This is a genomic window from Moraxella sp. CTOTU47579, assembly GCF_032004885.1.
Lineage (GTDB): Bacteria > Pseudomonadota > Gammaproteobacteria > Pseudomonadales > Moraxellaceae > Faucicola > Faucicola tetraodonis.
This window is the reverse complement of the sequence record NZ_DALZOJ010000003.1, coordinates 183,248-200,744: the sequence shown is the minus strand read 5'-3', so window position 1 is coordinate 200,744 and position 17,497 is coordinate 183,248. Positions and strand designations below refer to the sequence as shown.

Annotated in this window: 14 protein-coding genes and 2 riboswitches; of the genes, 4 read left to right on the top strand and 10 right to left on the bottom strand. The window is 44.7% G+C overall.

All coding sequences use genetic code 11. The features are described 5' to 3' along the window. Positions 1 to 16: 16 nt before the first annotated feature. The 3 genes from dusA to RTP55_RS03400 form a co-directional block, all read right to left on the bottom strand. Positions 17 to 985 carry a tRNA dihydrouridine(20/20a) synthase DusA gene (gene dusA / locus RTP55_RS03410; protein WP_312384279.1) on the bottom strand — a complete coding sequence of 323 codons (969 nt, stop codon included), beginning with the start codon at positions 983 to 985 and terminating at the stop codon, positions 17 to 19. A gap of 122 nt (positions 986 to 1,107) precedes the next feature. Further along, positions 1,108 to 2,430: an MFS transporter gene (locus RTP55_RS03405; RefSeq protein ID WP_312384218.1), complete on the bottom strand. Its 1,323-nt coding sequence runs from the start codon at positions 2,428 to 2,430 to the stop codon at positions 1,108 to 1,110. A gap of 299 nt (positions 2,431 to 2,729) precedes the next feature. Beyond that, positions 2,730 to 4,427 carry a phospholipase D family protein gene (locus tag RTP55_RS03400; RefSeq protein ID WP_312384216.1) on the bottom strand — a complete coding sequence of 566 codons (1,698 nt, stop codon included), beginning with the start codon at positions 4,425 to 4,427 and terminating at the stop codon, positions 2,730 to 2,732. 157 nt (positions 4,428 to 4,584) lie between these two features. Here RTP55_RS03400 and RTP55_RS03395 point away from each other — a divergent pair, with 157 nt between their 5' ends. Beyond that, positions 4,585 to 5,826 carry an O-succinylhomoserine sulfhydrylase gene (locus tag RTP55_RS03395; protein ID WP_312384214.1) on the top strand — a complete coding sequence of 414 codons (1,242 nt, stop codon included), beginning with the start codon at positions 4,585 to 4,587 and terminating at the stop codon, positions 5,824 to 5,826. Between the two features lie 73 nt (positions 5,827 to 5,899). On the opposite strand, the gene RTP55_RS03390 is transcribed toward RTP55_RS03395, so the two are convergent. Then, the gene (locus tag RTP55_RS03390) at positions 5,900 to 6,664 is read right to left on the bottom strand and encodes an NAD-dependent deacylase (RefSeq protein ID WP_312384212.1); all 765 of its coding nucleotides are present in this window, start codon (positions 6,662 to 6,664) and stop codon (positions 5,900 to 5,902) included. Positions 6,665 to 6,843: 179 nt separating this feature from the next. On the opposite strand from RTP55_RS03390, the gene RTP55_RS03385 reads away from it, so the two are divergent. The 3 genes from RTP55_RS03385 (at position 6,844) to RTP55_RS03375 (ending at position 9,218) form a co-directional block, all read left to right on the top strand. Continuing rightward, positions 6,844 to 7,173, top strand: a complete 330-nt coding sequence (locus tag RTP55_RS03385; RefSeq protein ID WP_007115923.1) for a YbaB/EbfC family nucleoid-associated protein — start codon at positions 6,844 to 6,846, stop codon at positions 7,171 to 7,173. 142 nt (positions 7,174 to 7,315) lie between these two features. Then, positions 7,316 to 7,924, top strand: coding sequence for a recombination mediator RecR (gene recR, locus RTP55_RS03380; RefSeq protein ID WP_007115924.1), 609 nt, complete (start codon positions 7,316 to 7,318; stop codon positions 7,922 to 7,924). 82 nt (positions 7,925 to 8,006) lie between these two features. Continuing rightward, positions 8,007 to 9,218, top strand: coding sequence for a ribonuclease D (locus RTP55_RS03375; protein WP_203172111.1), 1,212 nt, complete (start codon positions 8,007 to 8,009; stop codon positions 9,216 to 9,218). A 76-nt stretch (positions 9,219 to 9,294) separates the two neighbouring features. Here the strand turns inward: RTP55_RS03375 and RTP55_RS03370 are convergent, their stop codons facing one another. From RTP55_RS03370 to gcvT, 6 genes are all read right to left on the bottom strand, one after another. Then, complete coding sequence (locus RTP55_RS03370; RefSeq protein ID WP_312384207.1) at positions 9,295 to 10,686, bottom strand: GntP family permease; 1,392 nt, start codon at positions 10,684 to 10,686, stop codon at positions 9,295 to 9,297. 169 nt (positions 10,687 to 10,855) lie between these two features. Beyond that, the gene (gcvP, locus tag RTP55_RS03365; protein WP_312384205.1) at positions 10,856 to 13,738 is read right to left on the bottom strand and encodes an aminomethyl-transferring glycine dehydrogenase; all 2,883 of its coding nucleotides are present in this window, start codon (positions 13,736 to 13,738) and stop codon (positions 10,856 to 10,858) included. A 110-nt stretch (positions 13,739 to 13,848) separates the two neighbouring features. Beyond that, the gene (locus tag RTP55_RS03360; protein ID WP_099808283.1) at positions 13,849 to 14,583 is read right to left on the bottom strand and encodes a nitroreductase family protein; all 735 of its coding nucleotides are present in this window, start codon (positions 14,581 to 14,583) and stop codon (positions 13,849 to 13,851) included. 150 nt (positions 14,584 to 14,733) lie between these two features. Further along, complete coding sequence (gcvH, locus tag RTP55_RS03355) at positions 14,734 to 15,114, bottom strand: glycine cleavage system protein GcvH (protein WP_007115930.1); 381 nt, start codon at positions 15,112 to 15,114, stop codon at positions 14,734 to 14,736. Positions 15,115 to 15,343: 229 nt separating this feature from the next. Beyond that, the gene (locus RTP55_RS03350) at positions 15,344 to 15,730 is read right to left on the bottom strand and encodes an MliC family protein (RefSeq protein ID WP_309595995.1); all 387 of its coding nucleotides are present in this window, start codon (positions 15,728 to 15,730) and stop codon (positions 15,344 to 15,346) included. 113 nt (positions 15,731 to 15,843) lie between these two features. Then, positions 15,844 to 16,977, bottom strand: coding sequence for a glycine cleavage system aminomethyltransferase GcvT (gcvT, locus tag RTP55_RS03345; RefSeq protein ID WP_312384198.1), 1,134 nt, complete (start codon positions 16,975 to 16,977; stop codon positions 15,844 to 15,846). A 140-nt stretch (positions 16,978 to 17,117) separates the two neighbouring features. After that, positions 17,118 to 17,252, bottom strand: a riboswitch (glycine riboswitch). A gap of 31 nt (positions 17,253 to 17,283) precedes the next feature. Then, positions 17,284 to 17,400, bottom strand: a riboswitch (glycine riboswitch). Between the last annotated feature and the right edge of the window lie 97 nt (positions 17,401 to 17,497).

The window sequence follows — 17,497 nt, the reverse complement described above, 5'->3', positions numbered from 1 at the left end:
CTTTTTTAGCTAACTTTTAACCCGCATTTAACGCCAAAACCGCTTCACCCGCTTCACGAACTTGGGCAACCGAGAGGGATTTTTGCCCGCTAAGTGCCTGACGCCATTTACGACTGCCTGTCAATCCTTGAAACAAGCCTAAATAATGGCGCATAATGGCCGTCAAGGGTGTGCCACGCGCGTCACTGGCTGCCAAAAAATCCAATAACTGATAAAAAATATCCGCTCGGCTAGGCACTGGCTCGCCCCACAGCTGCATGGCTTCAGCTAAAATATAAGGGTTGTGATAAGCTTCACGCCCAATCATCACGCCATCGACTTTCGTCAGATGGGTTTTGATTGCATCAATAGTGGTGATACCGCCATTGATTTCCACAAATATATCGGGAAAATCCTGCTTTAAGCGGTACACATCCTCATAGCGAAGGGGCGGAATTTCACGATTTTGTTTAGGGCTTAAGCCTTGTAGCCAAGCAGTGCGCGCATGGACGATGACATGCTGACAACCTGCTTTCACCACATGATCTACAAAATCCGCCATAAACTCATAACTATCAAAATTATCAATGCCAATGCGATGCTTGACAGTGACAGGAATATCCACCGCATCGCGCATCGCAGAGACAATATCTGCCACCAATTTGGGCTCTGCCATCAAGCAAGCCCCGATTTTATAATGTTGTACCCGATCGGACGGACAGCCAACATTTAGGTTGATTTCATCGTAACCGTAGTCTTGCCCGATTTTAGCACAGCGCGCCAATTCATCAGGATTTGAGCCGCCAAGCTGAAGCACCAAAGGATGTTCATTGGGATAAAATCGCAGCTGATAGTCTGTATCTCCCTGCAATATCGCCGAGGTACTTATCATTTCAGTATAAAGGTAAGTATAAGGATTGAATAATCGAGCAAAGTAACAATAATCGCGTGTACTCCAATCAATCATCGGGGCGGTGGACAATCGTTTATGCTGCATTGAGGTCATAGGCAGAGTCATCGGCAAATATTCAAAAAAAGTGGCTAATCTATAGCTAATCTATCAGCCAATCAATAAAAGCGGGCGCTAAAAAAAAGCGATGGTAAAACAACTATCAGCGATGAAAAAACTCAAGAATTCATCAGCCGCTTATCTTCCATGCGATACAAACCATGCAAGTTGGTCAACAACATACCCATGATAATGCCAATCACACAGACAAACACCAGATACAGTGCGCTTGAAAGCATTAATTTACGTGAAAAATAAATCAATAGCACAGGCAATAATGCGCCTGCCAATGCATACGCTAAGTTATAGGTAAAGCTAATACCACTAAGGCGTACACCAACCGGAAACAAACGCACACAAATACTTGGGACTAAGCCAATCACGCCAGAGAAAAATCCTAAAATCGCATAGTTAATCAGTAGTAACTCGCTACTGTCTTTTAGTGAAACAAAGAAAACAACACTGGCAATGCTTAAAAATATACAGCCTAAAGTAAATACACGACCTGAATTAAAACGATCGGCAAAATAACCATAGGTTAAAGCCCCCAATCCACCAAAGATAATACCCACCCCATTAGATATCATCATCAAACTGGTATCGACATCAAAAAACTGGATGCCCAAAATCGGCAAAATCAGATAAATCGTCAAATAAACACTGGCGGTAAACCAGGACAAACCCAGCGTCATCACCGTACCATAACGGTATTTGATAATAGCTCGGCGTATCGGTAGACGTTTAACCAAGCGATTTTCAGACTTAGCCATCAGCCAAAGCGGGGTTTCTTCAAGCTTGGCTCGTAACAGCACCGCAAATAGCGTACCGATACCGGCAATGACGAAAGGAATACGCCAACCATACGATTGCATTTGGGTAGGGGTGAGCATATTTGATAAGGTAGAGCTTAAAATATTGCCCATCAAAGTCGAAAAAATCAATGCACCGATGAGGGCGCCACACACTGACCCTAATTGACGCCGTGGCATATGCTCAGCAATGTATACCCATGAAGCGGGCACTTCAGCCCCATAGCCAAAGCCTTGAATTAAACGCAATAATAGCATGAGAACAATCGCTGCCACACCGATATGATGATAGGTAGGCAAACAGGCAATCACTAAACTTGACGCACCCACCAATAGCAAACTATACAGCAACACACGTTTTCTGCCATAGCGATCGCCGATATCACCCAATATCAAACCGCCTAGCGGTCTTGACATATAACCGGCTAAAATCAGCAGCAAAAAACAAATCGACTTTAACGACTCGGGCATATTTTCTGGGAAAAAAGCTTGATTGATACTATCATTAAAATAAAAATAAATCGTAAAATCAAAGGAAGCAAAAAAAACCCCAAAAATCGTTAAATACACCACGTTTTTTTCGTAGCGATTTAAATCCCTAATTTCTTCGTTGGCATCATGGAAAAATGGCATAGTCGACAATATCACTTAGAAGCTGGCTAAAGGTTTACAAGCTTTATAATCAATGGACAGATAGGTTACTTAACGCGCTAAAGAATTAAATTCGTCAGTATTCACCTGATAAATTAAATCACTTGACAAATTGAACACTAAATTATCAAAACTGTAATAAATTTAATTATTTAAATAAATATTACAAGCATATGTCATGATTTAACAGTTGAGATATATTACTTTTTGAAACCGCATACTATAGTGATTTTGGTACTATTTTTACTACCAAAAATGTGTGTTTTTTGTAATATAGCCGCTTACAATAAGCGCTTAAATGGCAAGGCAGAAAAAATCTTTAGCCAAAGTCTATTGACAAACGTCATGTGCGGCTCTTTATCCAATGTGATAAGCTTTTTATTGGTTTTATCATCATGGGTTTGCCACATCAGTTGTTCATCATCGTTAAGATGCACGCGGTAACTGACATTGAGCATAGAATTATCAAACGTATTATGAAAGGATTTGGCAAGCGCTTTATCTTCAATCAGCACACCAAGCTCGGTATTGATATTGGCAGAGCGCGGATCCACATTGTAAGAGCCGATAAAAGTGTATTTGTCATCCACCGCAAAGGCTTTGGTATGCAAACTGGTGCTGTATTTACTGCGATATAAGCTACGTTTTTTGCGGCGAAAATCTGCATCGGCAGAGGATTTTAGCTCATACAGTCCAATCCCTGCTTTGAGCATCGGCACGCGTGCCACGTTATACCCTGAATGCACGATAGGCACATCGGTTGATTCATACGAGTTGGTAAAAATATTGATTTTTACCCCGTTTTCCATGAGTTTGCTTAGTTGCAGCACACCCAAGTCAGTGGGCACAAAATACGATGAGACAATGGTCAATTGCTGTTTTGGGGTGCCAATACGGGCTCGAAGCTTGGATACCAATCGGCTATCTTTATCATCTTGATTAAGCAGTTTTTTGACATCATCTGCCAAAAATTCCATCGGTTGCCAACGAAATGGGATTTTTTTGTTATACAGTTGTTTATCGACTATGGCGCCATTTTGTACCCGATAAAGTTGCGAGCTTTTATGCAGATGCGACTGGCTGTTAATCGGTGCAATCGCAGTCAAAGTCCCCAAAAATGGCTCATCGCTTTTATTACGATCGGGGTTTTTTGAGGGTCTGACCAAACGCTCGATATCATACGATAGAGGACTGTCCCAATAATCTTCAAAACTCTCATTGATTTGGTTGACCACTTTGCCGGCAAGCAAAACATCCAAATCAGCAAACTCAGCGATGCTATCTTTACGCAGATATTCATCGCCAATATTGCGCCCACCAATGATGGATAACTGGCGGTCAAAGGTCATGCTTTTATTGTGCATGCGGCGTTGGTAGCGGGGCAGGGCTACCACAAAATTGGCGGGGGTAAAGCTACGCACCAATTTGGGGTTAATCAATCGCACTTGGATATTAGCATGCGCCGCAAAGGCAAGTAGTTGTTGGTCAAGTTCCGGATTGGTGTTTAAATCATCGAGTAACAGTCGTACTTTGACACCCCGATTGGCGGCTTGGTACAAGTCTTTGAGCATCAGTTGCCCTGCTGCATCGTTGTGCCAAATATAGTATTGGATATCGATGGTCTGCCGAGCCATTTCGGTCAAAATACTGCGTGAGGCGAAGGCATCACTGCTATCAATCAACGGATAATAACCGGAAAATTTGCTCGGTAAGGGGTTTTTGCTGGCACTAATACGGCTGATTAAATACTGACCTTGTATACGCGATTTTTCAGAAAATTTTTGCGCACCTGTCAGCTGCGTTGACACAGTTGGCGTAGCGGCGATATGAGGGTTGCTCGGCAGCACTTGGCAAGCGGTAAGTGGCGTAAGTAGCAGCGTAAGTAGCAATGACAAGCAAAACGTCACAATTTTGGTGGTGAGTTTTTGCGATGCTAGTCTGACAAAGCCAACAGATACCGAATAAAATGCTGCTACCAAAGCCTGAATCCTTTTAAAAAAATCACTGATTAACGTGACACTCGCCTAAGAAAAGTTGGTTGTCATGGCATTTTTGCATAAAATACTGACTTGAAAGCCACCGTCAAATCCAACTTATGCTATCATAATTTATTTGATGCACAAAAGATGTAACATTATGACCCAATTAGACCCCAACTGGCAAAGTGATGCACTTGATTTAAGCCTAGATTATGCCGACCAAACCATCGCCGTGCGCGGCGGTTACCACCGTACCGATGAAGGCGAACATAACGAAGCGATTTTTACCACTAGCTCCTACGTATACAAAAATGCCGCCGATGCCGCCGACCATTTTAATGGCAATAAAAAAGGCAATGTCTACTCGCGCCATACCAATCCAACCGTGCGCGCTTTTGAGCGCAGATTGGCAGCTTTAGAGGAAGGCGAGCGCTGCGTGGCAACCGCATCAGGCATGGGCGCAATTTTGACCATGTGTTTGGCGTACTTGCAAGCCGGTGACCATCTGCTAGCAGCCAAGCAATTATTTGGCTCATCCGTCGCCCTGTTTGATACCTACTTTAAGGCGTTTGGCGTCGAGGTGAGTTATGTAGACTGTTTTGACAATGACGCTTGGCAACAGGCGATGCAGCCTAATACCAAGGTGCTGTACTGCGAAAGCCCTTCCAATCCTTTGGCGCAAATTGCCGATTTAAGCTTTTTATCAACGCTGGCGCATGAAAACGATGCGCTATTAATCGTCGATAACTGCTTTGCTACCCCTGCTATTCAAAAACCTTTAATGTTGGGTGCGGATGTGGTATTGCATTCCGCCAGTAAATATATTGACGGTCAAGGTCGTGTGCTAGGCGGTGCACTGGTCGGTAACAATGACTTGATGGAAAAAGCCTTTGGGGTAGTGCGTACTGGCGGGATTAGTCTATCGCCCTTTAATGCGTGGGTGTTGCTAAAGGGTCTAGAAACCTTGTCACTGCGTATGAAAGCCCACTGCGAAAATGCCAATCAAATCGCTAAATTTTTGCACAATCACCCAAAAGTCAGCAAAGTCCATTTTTCAGGGTTGCCCGATCACCCATCCCATGATATCGCCAAACGCCAACACACCGCGCTCAAAAATGTGCAAGGCGGTGCGTTTGGTGCCATTATTGGCTTTGAGGTGGCTGACCAAGCGGCAGCCTGGCATGTTATCGATAGTACCAACATGATTTCGATTACCAATAACCTAGGCGATGCCAAAAGCACCATTACCCATCCTGCGACGACGACCCATTTTCGCATGACACCTGAAGCAAGAATCGAGGCAGGCGTGAGCGAAGGCTTAATTCGCTTCTCGGTGGGGCTTGAAGATGTCGATGATATTATCGCTGATTTAAAACGCGGTTTGGATACACTCGCCTGATATAAAGCCAAAACCCATTAGCCAGAACCCAAAAGCCAGTAGCAAAATTTACTGGCTTTTTTATTGTGCTTTTTTATTTCAGCGCCTTGACCAATAACGGCAATATTTTCCCTGCGTTGTCGGGTAACACGATGTCAACCGCTGTGGTCTGGGTCGGATTGGGATTAATCTCGATGACGGTTGCGCCCTGTTGTTTTGCCAAATCAATCAAGCCCGCTGCAGGATAAACCACGCTTGATGTGCCGATACTCACCAATACATCACAATTGAGCGCTGCCGTTTCTGCCGTTTGCCAAGCGTCTTGGGGCAACATCTCGCCAAACCACACAATATCCGGGCGAATCAAACCGCCGCATTCACAATGCTTTAACTCAGTGTCTGTGACAGCAATCGCTTTGGTATACGGCTTGCCGCAATCATGACAACGATTTTTGGCCAAATTCCCATGCAGTTTTGCCACCGTAGCACCGCCTTGCTCATGCAGATTGTCGACATTTTGACTAAACAACGTCCAAGTCTTACCTTGCTGCTTTGCCAATGTTTGCCATTCACCTAAGGCAAAATGGGCAGGATTGGGCTGTTTATCGGCGATTTGTCCACGCCACCATTGGTGCCATTGCCACACCAAGGCAGGCTCCTTTTCAAACGCTTGAATGCTGACCAAATATTCGGCTTGGTATTGTTGCCACAATCCAGTAAGTTTATCCCGAAAAGTCGAAATGCCACTTTCAGCCGAGACACCTGCCCCCGTCAGGATGGCAATATTTTGCGCACATTTAATAACATCAGCAGCTTTATAGAGAGCGACCTCTAGCGATGGGGGTGTATTTGTTGTCATAGTCGTAGTTTTTTGCTATTAATGGGTTTATGTGAGTGATGGTATCTTAGCATTTTTATGCTAACAATTTTATGTTAGCAGTTGTATGTTAAAAATTTGGGCTAACGATTAGCAATAGACAGTTTGCGGTCAAATTCGCTACAATGAGCCACCAAGATTAGAAACAAACAGGAAAACTTATGAACTTACAAGCCCTCATGCAACAAGCGCAAATGATGCAAAAGCAAGTCGAAAAAAACGTTGAAAACGCCAAGAAAAAACTGGCAGAAAAAGAAGTGCATGCCGAAGCGGGTAGTGGCTTGGTCAAAGTCACCATGAATGGTCGCCATGTGGTCAAACGTTTATCAATCGATCCAAGCCTACTGCAAGATGACCCTGATATGATTGAAGATTTGATTGCGGCTGCTATCAATGATGCCGTGCGTCAGGCCGATGAACTACATGAGACTGAAATGGCGAGTGCTACCAATGGCATGGGGTTACCACCAGGCATGAATGGTTTATTTTAAACCCACTAGGGCTATAAAATAGTGGAAAATTGCCTTGCGATTATGCAGTCAAACCCCCATAAAAAGCTGATAATTGATTGTCAGCTTTTTTATTTTCCAGCCAGCTTTTTTTATTTTTTATCATTTTTATAAGAATGCGCCTATGCTTACGCCAAAATTTGATGAACTTGTAAAACAACTCAAAGTACTGCCCGGGGTAGGACCCAAATCTGCTCAGCGGATGGCATTGCACTTGCTTAGCTATAAACGCCCGCAAGGTCAAGCATTGGGCGAAGCCTTGATTGTGGCGATGCATGATATCAAGCAATGCCAAGTATGCCGTGGTTTATCAGATGAGGATATTTGCCCGATATGTAGCGATCCGCGCCGCAATGAGCGCGTGCTTTGTATCGTAGAGACGGCAGCAGACATGATGGCAATTGAGCAAACCGCTGGGTTTAACGGTAAATACTTTGTGCTTGGCGGGCATTTATCACCCATTGATGGCATTGGCGTGGAGCAGCTCGGCATCAATCAGCTGATTGGGCTGTTAAAGCAACACCAAGCTGCGCAAACCCCGGTGGAAGAAATCATCTTGGCAACCAGTACCACGGTAGAAGGGCAAACCACCGCGCATTTTATCAGTGAAGCGGTCAAGCCTTACGTCACTCATATCAGCCGGATTGCCCAAGGAATTCCGATGGGCGGTGAGCTTGAGTATTTAGATAGCATGACACTGGGTCAAGCCCTGCAAAATCGTGGACGCTTATAAAATCTTTTCATCAGTTTGACAAGACAAAATCCTAGATTCATCATAAAATACGCTTAAATTATCCGTCCACAAGACCCAAGTTATGCTCATCCAGAACCCGTTAAGCCCAGCCCAATTACAACAACTCCATGACTTGCCAATCCATTGGGTGAAAACTCAGGACGCACTTTTTGCCCTGCTCGATGACCTAGAGCAAGTCGATACCATTGCGTTAGACACTGAGTTTATTAAGCGCGACACTTTTTTTCCCATTCTTGCGCTGATTCAAATCAATACAGGCAAAGCGATTTATTTGATTGACGCGCCTAAGCTGTATTTAGAAGAATTTTGGGAAGTGTTAGCGGATATACCCACCGTGGTGTTACATGCGTGTGGCGAAGATTTGGGGATTTATTATTTACTCTCCAACTTGCCTGCGCTGCGCAATGTGTTTGATACCCAAATTGGTTTGGGTTTTTTGACTGGTGAAAACTCGCTTGGCTATCAAAAATCGCTGCAAGAAACGATTGCTGTGCATGTGGATAAAGGTGAAAGCCAATCAGATTGGTTGCAGCGTCCATTAACACCTGAGCAAGAAAGCTATGCGGTAGACGATGTGCGTTATTTATTGCCGATGTTTGCGACCATCAAAACACAGTTGACCGAGCAAGGTTTATGGCAATATGCGGTTGAAGACTGCCAAAGCTATACCCAAGAAATTTTTGCTAACTTTAGCACGCCTGATAACGCCTTGTATTTGAGTGTCGCTGATTACCGCGATAATCGCGAGCAACTCGCCATGCTGCAAACTCTGTGCGAATGGCGCGAACAACTTGCCAAATCAATCAATAGACCACGCACTTTTATCCTGCGGCCGCAGGCGCTGCGTGAAATCATCGAAAAACCGCCTTTTAGTATGAAGCAGCTAGGTTTTACCAGTATCAAGCCCAATGTGATTCGCATGTATGGGCAAGAGATTTTGACGCTGATTGATAAGGTACGAAAAGAAGATGACGCAGCCTATCCAGCTCTATTGCCTTTACCGTATCGCAGTCTGTCTAGCGATGTGCAAAAACAACTGGAAAAAGCCATCAAACAGCATGGGCAAACCCTGTCAATTAATGAAACAGTATTGATGCGAAAAAAATGGCTGTCAGAGCTGTATGCTTATGCTGTCGCAGCAGAAAAACCGGCATTAAGCCCTTGGCTGAGTGGGTGGCGCAAAGCGTGGATTATGGCAGAGATTTTACCCATTTTGGATAGGGTGATTGCCAATAACTCGCCATCTATTGACCATGAAACAACCGCTGAATAAATAAAAAAATCCCACCGCTGAGTGGGATTTTTTACTACTAAATGGCTTAAAAATAAACCGATTAAAAATAAAACGCTTAAAAAGAACCTAGCATGGTACCCAAAGCAATCACCACCGTCACCGCAATCAGCGGAATTGCCATCGTCACTATGGCGACATCTTTATAAGATTGCTTGTGGGTCAAATGGCAAATGGCAAATAACGTAATCACCGCACCACTATGCGGTAGCGTGTCTAAGCCACCTGCTGCCATCACCGCGACACGATGCAGTAACTCAGGATTTATCCCATGTGCCACTGCCTGCGCCAAATATTCTTTGCCTAAAATGGGCAGCGCGATACTCAAGCCGCCAGAAGAAGAACCAGTGATGCCCGCTAAGGTGGTCATAGCCACGGCTTCTGAGATTAATGGATTGCTAGGCGATAGATTTAACACGCTATCTCGTAACACCGCAAACCCCGCCAATGTGGCAATCACCGCACCATAACCGACTTCTGAACCTGTATTAAAAATAGGCAACATAGAGCTATAAGTGCCTTTATTAAGACTGTGTTGCAAGTTCGTCCATTTGCCTAGGCGCAGCACAATCAAAGCAATAATCGCGGTGACTAAAGCGATAATGATTGACCAAAGTCCCAAAGCGCCCTTGATATCCAAGTCTTTAAACTGCGCTTGCAGTGCAGAGAAATCCATACTCGGAAAAACCGCATACGTTAACAAGGCATTTATGCCGATGACCAATACCAAAGGAATCATCGCCACCATAAAAGAGGTGTGATGGGGGTCTAGGTTATCAGCGTGCAGCTCATCATCTTCATGAATACCATATCCCTCGCCAGCCGTTTTGGCACTATGGGCACGTCGTTGCAGCCACAGCATGCCCAAGCCAAACATCACAAGCGAACCAATAATACCCAGTATGGGTGCAGCAAAGGCATTGGTACCATAATAGGGAATGGGAATGGCGTTTTGGATGGCCGGTGTCCCGGGTAACGCTGTCATAGTAAAGGTAAATGACCCTAACGCAATCGCCCCTGGAATTAGCCTTTTTGGCACCCCTGCTGACTTGAACAAATCTTTAGCAATCGGATAAATGGCAAAAGCCACCACAAACAGCGACACACCGCCATAGGTTAAAATCGCACAGACCAAAACCACAGCCAGTATGGCTTTATTCGCGCCTAATTTACTAACCACCGTTCTGGCAATCGCTGTGGCAGCCCCAGAGTCTGCCATGAGCTGACCAAACACCGCCCCGAGCAAAAATATGGGAAAAAACTTCAATAGAAAGCCACTCAACGCTTTCATAAAAACGGTGGTATAGATAGGTAGTGAGCTTAGAATATCGCCTGATAGCGCCACCGCTAGGGTTGCCATCAAGGGCGCTAAAATTAATACAGAATAGCCGCGATAGGCAAAATACATTAATAGAAATAGCGAAATAATAATCGCAATGGTACTAAACATAATGTCATCCTTGACTTATTATGGGTTTAAAGTCACGCGTAGTGATTACAATTTTTTTGAGTCCCCTGCATCATAACAGAATTCTTTTGACTCGCAATTGGCTTTATAGCAAAAAGCCACACATTTTTGCATGGCTTTTGTAATAAATACGGTAAGTATTGATTGAGGTTTACTCTGCGATTTCACCATTCTCATAGCTTGAGATATCGGGGCAAGAACAGATTAAGTTTTTGTCGCCATACACATCATCGATACGGCTCACCGATGGCCAAAACTTATTGTCACGTACATAGGCAAGTGGATAGGCGGCTTCTTCACGGCTGTATGGACGATCCCAGTCACCGGTTACCACTTGCGCGGTGTGTGGTGCGTTCACCAGTGGGTTGTTATCTGCTGGCCACTCGCCGTTTTTAACTTTCATCGCCTCAGCTTTGATTTGAATGAAAGCTGAGATAAAGCGGTCTAGCTCTTCTTTGCTTTCCGACTCAGTCGGCTCAATCATCAAAGTACCTGCCACGGGGAAAGACATCGTTGGCGCATGAAACCCGTAATCCATTAAGCGTTTGGCGATATCAACTTCGGTGATGCCTGTTTCGGCTTTTAGTGGGCGGATATCAATGATACATTCATGGGCGACGCGACCATTTTCACCACTATAAAGCACGGGGTAATGGTCTTTTAATTTCATAGCCGTGTAATTGGCATTTAATAACGCAGCTTCTGTCGCTTGCACCAAGCCATCACGACCCATCATGGTGATATACATCCATGAAATAGGCAAGATGCTGGCTGAACCAAACGGGGCAGCCGATACCGCACTCATGCCATCTTGTGCATTGGGTACCGCAGATACGACGTGGTTGGCAATAAAAGGCGCCAAATGTGATTTCATGCCGATAGGACCCATACCAGGTCCGCCGCCGCCGTGTGGAATACAGAAAGTTTTGTGCAAATTCATGTGTAGGACGTCAGCACCGACATCCGCAGGTTGCATCATACTGACCTGGGCGTTCATGTTAGCGCCATCCATATACACTTGACCGCCGTGTTGATGAATCAAGTCACAGATATCACGGATACCTTCTTCAAACACACCGTGCGTCGAAGGGTAAGTAATCATCAAGGCGCCCAGATTGTCGCTGTATTTTTCCGCTTTTTGGGCCAAGTCGGCAATATCAACGTTACCACGCTCATCGGTGGCTACCACGACGACTTCCATCCCCATCATCTGTGCTGTGGCAGGATTGGTGCCGTGTGCGGAGCGCGGAATCAGACAGATATGACGATTGGGTTGACCTAAGCTTTCATGATAACGACGAATCGCCAATAGTCCCGCGTACTCGCCTGATGCGCCTGAATTTGGCTGCATAGAGATAGCGTCAAACCCTGTGATGGCTTTGAGTTGCTCTTGCAAGCCTTCAATCATTTCGATATAGCCGCCCACTTGTTCACGAGGTGCAAATGGGTGCACATTGGCAAATTCATTCCAAGTAATCGGTAGCATTTCGCTAGTGGCATTAAGTTTCATGGTACAGCTACCCAGCGAAATCATACTATGATTCATCGCCAAGTCTTTGTTTTCTAGCTTTTTCAAATAACGCAGCATTTCATGTTCGGTGTGATAACGATTAAAGACAGGATGAGTTAAAATCGCATCGGTACGTAGCAATGATGCTGGCAAAGACAAGCTGATATCATCGGATAATTGAGCCGCTACGCCTGTGAATAACTGCGTGAGCACACCAAAATCCGCTGCATCACTGGTTTCATTAAAGGCAATGGCAATATGGTTATCGTCTACTTTGCGCAGGTTATAGCCGATATTGAGGGCATTTTGATAGATTTGCTCAGTTTGACCTTGGGTGTTCACCAACACGGTATCAAAAAACTGCTCATGCACAATCGACATACCAGCTTGTTTGATGGCTTGGGCAAAAGCGCTTGCCAACGCATGAATGCGGGTGGCGATACGTTTGATGCCTTCAGGACCATGATACACCGCATACATCCCTGCCAAATTGGCCAGTAACACTTGCGATGTACAAATATTTGAGTTGGCTTTTTCGCGGCGGATATGTTGTTCACGGGTTTGTAGTGCCATACGCAAGGCTTGTTTACCTTGAGCATCCACCGATACGCCAATGATACGACCTGGGGCAGAGCGCTTGGCACTGTCTTTAAAGGCAAAATAAGCCGCGTGTGGACCACCAAAGCCCATCGGCACACCAAAACGCTGGGTGTTGCCCAGTGCCACATCCGCACCCATGCTACCCGGTGATTTAAGAAGTACCAGACTCATCACATCAGCAGCAACGATTGTCTGCGTGCCTTTGGCTTTGACCGCACTGATGATATCAGTTAAATCAACCACATCGCCTTGCGCGCCCACGTACTGGAAAATCGCGCCAAAGAAGTCGCCATTCTTGGCAACGTCAAAATCACCAACCACTACCTCCCAACCAAAATACTTGGCACGGGTTTTGATGACATCTAAGGTTTGAGGGTAGATACGGCTATCAACAAAAAATTGGTTAGATTTACTTTTACCCACGCGTTTTGCCATCGCCATGGCTTCAGCCGCCGCCGTCGCTTCATCAAGCAAACTGGCACCCGCCAATTCAAGACCTGACAAATCAATACAAACTTGTTGGAAGTTGAGTAATGCCTCTAACCGACCTTGGGCAATCTCCGCTTGGTAAGGGGTATAAGCCGTGTACCAGCCTGGGTTTTCAAGCACATTGCGTGCAATGACTGCAGGTAGGCGAGTCGGATAATAGCCTAAGCCAATATAGCTTTTATTGACCTTGATTTTATCCGCCAACCCGCGCAACTTTGCCAAAGCATCATGCTCAGTCATACTGAGGGGTAAATCTAACTCTTTGCTAAGACGTACCGAAGCTGGCACCGTCTGTTCAATAAAGCTTGCCATGCTGTCAGCGCCGACGGCTTTTAGCATTGCTTCTTTTTCATCTTGGCTAATGCCAACATGACGATGAATAAATTCTGATGATTGGAATAAATCAGCAAATGATTGAAAAGACGGTTGACTCATTCAAGTTTCCTTTAGCGTCTGATAAAACATTGAAAATAAAAATAGCAGGTTTTGTCATGGCTACCATGACAAACATCGGTTGAATGGATAAAAATCACACTTTAATGATATTACACCTTAACGATAAAGCGCTCACGCTCAAAACGGTATTGCTCACTATAGATACCACGCTCGTCGCGTTCACCGGCAGCAATTACCATACAAATATGCTGCTCTTCATTGAGATCAAGCAATTTTTTGAGTTGTGGCTCGTCAAATCCCCCCATCGGGCAACTATCAAAACCGTGGGCACGCAAGGCGAGCATCAAATTCTCGGCAGCCAGTGAGGTGCTAATGAGCGCCCAGTTTTTGAGATCGTCAGCATCATAGATGGGGTCAACCATCGCACCTTTGACTTTGCGCGTGGCTTGCGTCAGCGCCCATTTGGCAGGGGTGAACACATTCATCACACCGCGCGTCATGGTCAGTGGAATAAGCTTGCCATAATAATCTTGCACAGGTTTTGGTACAGGTTTGACAGGAAAATACTTGATATTGTCTTTGGCGTGTTGACGCCACGTGTCAGTACGAGCGACCACGACAATCAGCTTATTGGCGGTTTTTGCTGCATTTTGGCTCATACAATAGGTCACAGTTTTTTGGCGCTTTTCTTCTGATTCAATCACAAAAAATTGCCAAGGCTGTAAATTACTTGAGCTAGGCGCTAACATCGCCATATCGAGACAGGCGTTCAGCACCTCATCACTGATGGGCGTTTTGGTAAAGCGTCGTACCGAACGGCGAGTGCTCACCACCTCATAAAAACTGGCTTGTTTTGGGTCAGCAAGCGGGGTAAGTGTTGACATATCAGCTCTCAAGTTAACAAAATAAAGGATGCGTTCAAAATAAAGGATGCGTTACAGTTAATTGATAGGACAACAGGCTAAGGTAATCAAGCGATTACCTTAGCTAGAGTCTATAAAAAAGACGAGATGAAAATCATGAGATAAAGATGATTAAATACTATCTTGGTACTCGTCTGCGTCCATCAAGCCTTGGTAATCATCGGCATTGTCTGGTTTGATTTTAAAGAACCAACCTTCGCCATAAGGGTCTTCATTAATGGTTTCTGGAGCATCTACTAAAGCTTCATTGACCGCTAGAATTTCACCAGCGATGGGCGCGTATACATCCGAGGCAGCTTTCACCGATTCGACCACGGCAATTTCAGCATCCACGTCAACGTGTTCGCCCACTTCAGGCAATTCAACATACACGATGTCACCGAGCAAGTCTTGGGCGTGGTGAGTAATACCCACGGTGATAGTGCCGTCTTCTTCTTGGCGTAACCATTCATGACTAGCCACATATTTTAAATCTGCTGGAATATTGCTCATAACTATTTTCCTCAAAGCAAAAGTAGGGGTGAAAATAAAAGGCTGTTAGCCAAGCAGTCACACTTGGCGCCTTTTTACTAAATATTTTTAAAAGCCTAATAATTTAACAAACATTTTAAAAGCTAAGTAATTTAATAAACTGAGTAACAAAAATTTGGTCGATACAATGTATATCGACCAAACTTAAAAACCAACTTAGCGGTTTAACCCATTCAACAAGTGAATCGGATTAAATAGCATTACACACAAAGTTATAATCACGACCTTGTGAGGTCACGGTTAACGCACCTTCTGCACCTTTAACGCCCCAATCATACATGGTAGTTTTGGTTGCATTTGACAAGGTATAGCGGTTACCCGAGCCTGATACATCTTGTTTTAATACCATCGCAGCTTGGTTTAGACTGAGCATGGGCGAGGTGATTTTTAAATTTGCGACATTGCTGCCGTTTTCTTGACCGTAGAATGCCACAACTTCAGTGTTGTTGTCGCATTTAAAGGTTTGTGAATTTGCTTGAACTGCCAACACTTGTGACGGACTAGGCTGTGCAACTTGGGTTGAAGTACAGGCCGCCAAACTTGCCAAAAACGGTACAACAAAGAGTAACTTTTTCATGATTTTACCTTCTAAGTATGATGAATTTATTATTGGTTTTTCAAATTACGCTGACTAATCATTTGAATATTGTTCATTAATAAGCGTTAAATCCATCATAACACGATAAAATCCTAGTTGAATTGTTTGTTGCCATTTCTAACAAACGGTAACGAAATGATACGTACTGGCGTCGGTGTGCCCCGCAAATCAACGGTGGCTGCTGTATCCGTCGTCTTTGGAATACGCGCAATCGCAATCGATTGTTTTAGGCTTGGGCTAAAAGTGCCGCTAGTGATTACCCCAGTTTTGCCATTGTCTAGCGTGACCGTCATGCCTTCACGCAGTACCCCACGTGACTCTAGCACTAAGCCTACTTGCATGACGTCATTACCCCCAGCAATCGCTTGGTCTTGTTTGGCTTGCATAGCCTCACGACCCACGAAATTCCGATCATCTTTTACCGCTAACGTCCATGCCATACCGCATTCATACGGATTGATGGTTTCATCCATCTCATGGCCATACAAATTCATACCCGCTTCAAGACGTAATGTATCACGAGCACCTAAGCCTGCTGGGGCGATGCCATGGTCTTTAAGTAAGGTAAAAAATGCTGAGGCCTCGGCTTGTGGTAAAATGACTTCAACGCCATCTTCACCCGTATAACCGGTACGCGCCACAAACCAATCTGCGCCTTCGATGTCGGTCAAGTCTTTGCCCACAAAGGGTTTTAAGGTAGTTAGGCTATCTGCCCAATTTGGTTTGGCTTGGCTCAGTTTCTGCAAGGCATTAGGACCTTGCACCGCAAGCATAGCAAGTTCTGGGCGCTCGGTAATGGTGACAGCAAAGTCTTTGGCGATTTTGTCAAACTGTGCCAAATCTTTATCACGGGTGGCAGCATTTGAGACGATACGATACTCGGTCTCTGCATCGTTCATCCGGTAAACGATTAAGTCATCAATCACGCCGCCGTTTTCGTTTAGCATGGCAGAGTAAAGTGCTTTACCGACAAATTTGAGTTTGGCGACATCATTGGCGAGCAGTTTTTGCAGCCAAGCTTTGGCGTCTTTGCCGGCGATGTCAGTCACGACCATATGTGACACGTCAAACATGCCCGCATCCGTACGCACAACGTCATGTTCTTGAATCTGTGAGCCATAATGAATAGGCAATTCCCAACCAGAGAAGTCAACGATTTTGCCGTTGCTATCGATATGGGATTGATAAAAAGGGGTGCGGTTTAAAGGCTTGTCTGTGGCTGACATGGCAAATCCTTGAGTGGGTAAAAATCAAATAACGGTTTGATGTTTCATTTGATGTTTTAATAGCTTGGGATAAAACGCTAAAGCCAAACATCGCACATCAATAGAGCACTAAAACTAATCCAACCTGATGTCGGTAGCTATCAGCCCTATCTGTCCTGTTACCTGAGATTTTCAATCGACTTGTCAGCTTCTTACTTCTTATAGTACAGATAGACAAGTCAACCTTTTCCCCTTCGGTGGTATTGCAAAGCAATACACTCTCCAGATTTGTTATATTTTGATGCAGTGCATAACACACTGCCAAAAATTACGATTTCAGTCCTTTTACCTGAGCGATTATAGGGTCTTTACGCCTTCGGTGATGGTTTTGGTATTTCATAATTTGATGAAAAACAAAACAACATTCTCTCCTGAAATCTTCGGTTATTATGCTGGGTTTTTAACTTTTTGACAAGCAAATTTGCACAGATTTTATGACCGCCTGATGTTTTGGCAATACTGCATTATGAGCATTATTGTG

Excerpts from the sequence above, each read along its gene's own strand:
- RTP55_RS03390 (WP_312384212.1), bottom strand. The coding sequence starts at position 6,664 with ATGACAACAAATACACCCCCATCGCTAGAGGTCGCTCTCTATAAAGCT.
- recR (WP_007115924.1), top strand. The coding sequence starts at position 7,316 with ATGCTTACGCCAAAATTTGATGAACTTGTAAAACAACTCAAAGTACTG.
- RTP55_RS03375 (WP_203172111.1), top strand. The coding sequence starts at position 8,007 with ATGCTCATCCAGAACCCGTTAAGCCCAGCCCAATTACAACAACTCCAT.
- gcvP (WP_312384205.1), bottom strand. The coding sequence starts at position 13,738 with ATGAGTCAACCGTCTTTTCAATCATTTGCTGATTTATTCCAATCATCA.
- RTP55_RS03360 (WP_099808283.1), bottom strand. The coding sequence starts at position 14,583 with ATGTCAACACTTACCCCGCTTGCTGACCCAAAACAAGCCAGTTTTTAT.
- RTP55_RS03395 (WP_312384214.1), top strand. The coding sequence starts at position 4,585 with ATGACCCAATTAGACCCCAACTGGCAAAGTGATGCACTTGATTTAAGC.
- dusA (WP_312384279.1), bottom strand. The coding sequence starts at position 985 with ATGACCTCAATGCAGCATAAACGATTGTCCACCGCCCCGATGATTGAT.
- RTP55_RS03405 (WP_312384218.1), bottom strand. The coding sequence starts at position 2,430 with ATGCCATTTTTCCATGATGCCAACGAAGAAATTAGGGATTTAAATCGC.
- gcvH (WP_007115930.1), bottom strand. The coding sequence starts at position 15,114 with ATGAGCAATATTCCAGCAGATTTAAAATATGTGGCTAGTCATGAATGG.
- gcvT (WP_312384198.1), bottom strand. The coding sequence starts at position 16,977 with ATGTCAGCCACAGACAAGCCTTTAAACCGCACCCCTTTTTATCAATCC.
- RTP55_RS03350 (WP_309595995.1), bottom strand. The coding sequence starts at position 15,730 with ATGAAAAAGTTACTCTTTGTTGTACCGTTTTTGGCAAGTTTGGCGGCC.
- RTP55_RS03385 (WP_007115923.1), top strand. The coding sequence starts at position 6,844 with ATGAACTTACAAGCCCTCATGCAACAAGCGCAAATGATGCAAAAGCAA.
- RTP55_RS03370 (WP_312384207.1), bottom strand. The coding sequence starts at position 10,686 with ATGTTTAGTACCATTGCGATTATTATTTCGCTATTTCTATTAATGTAT.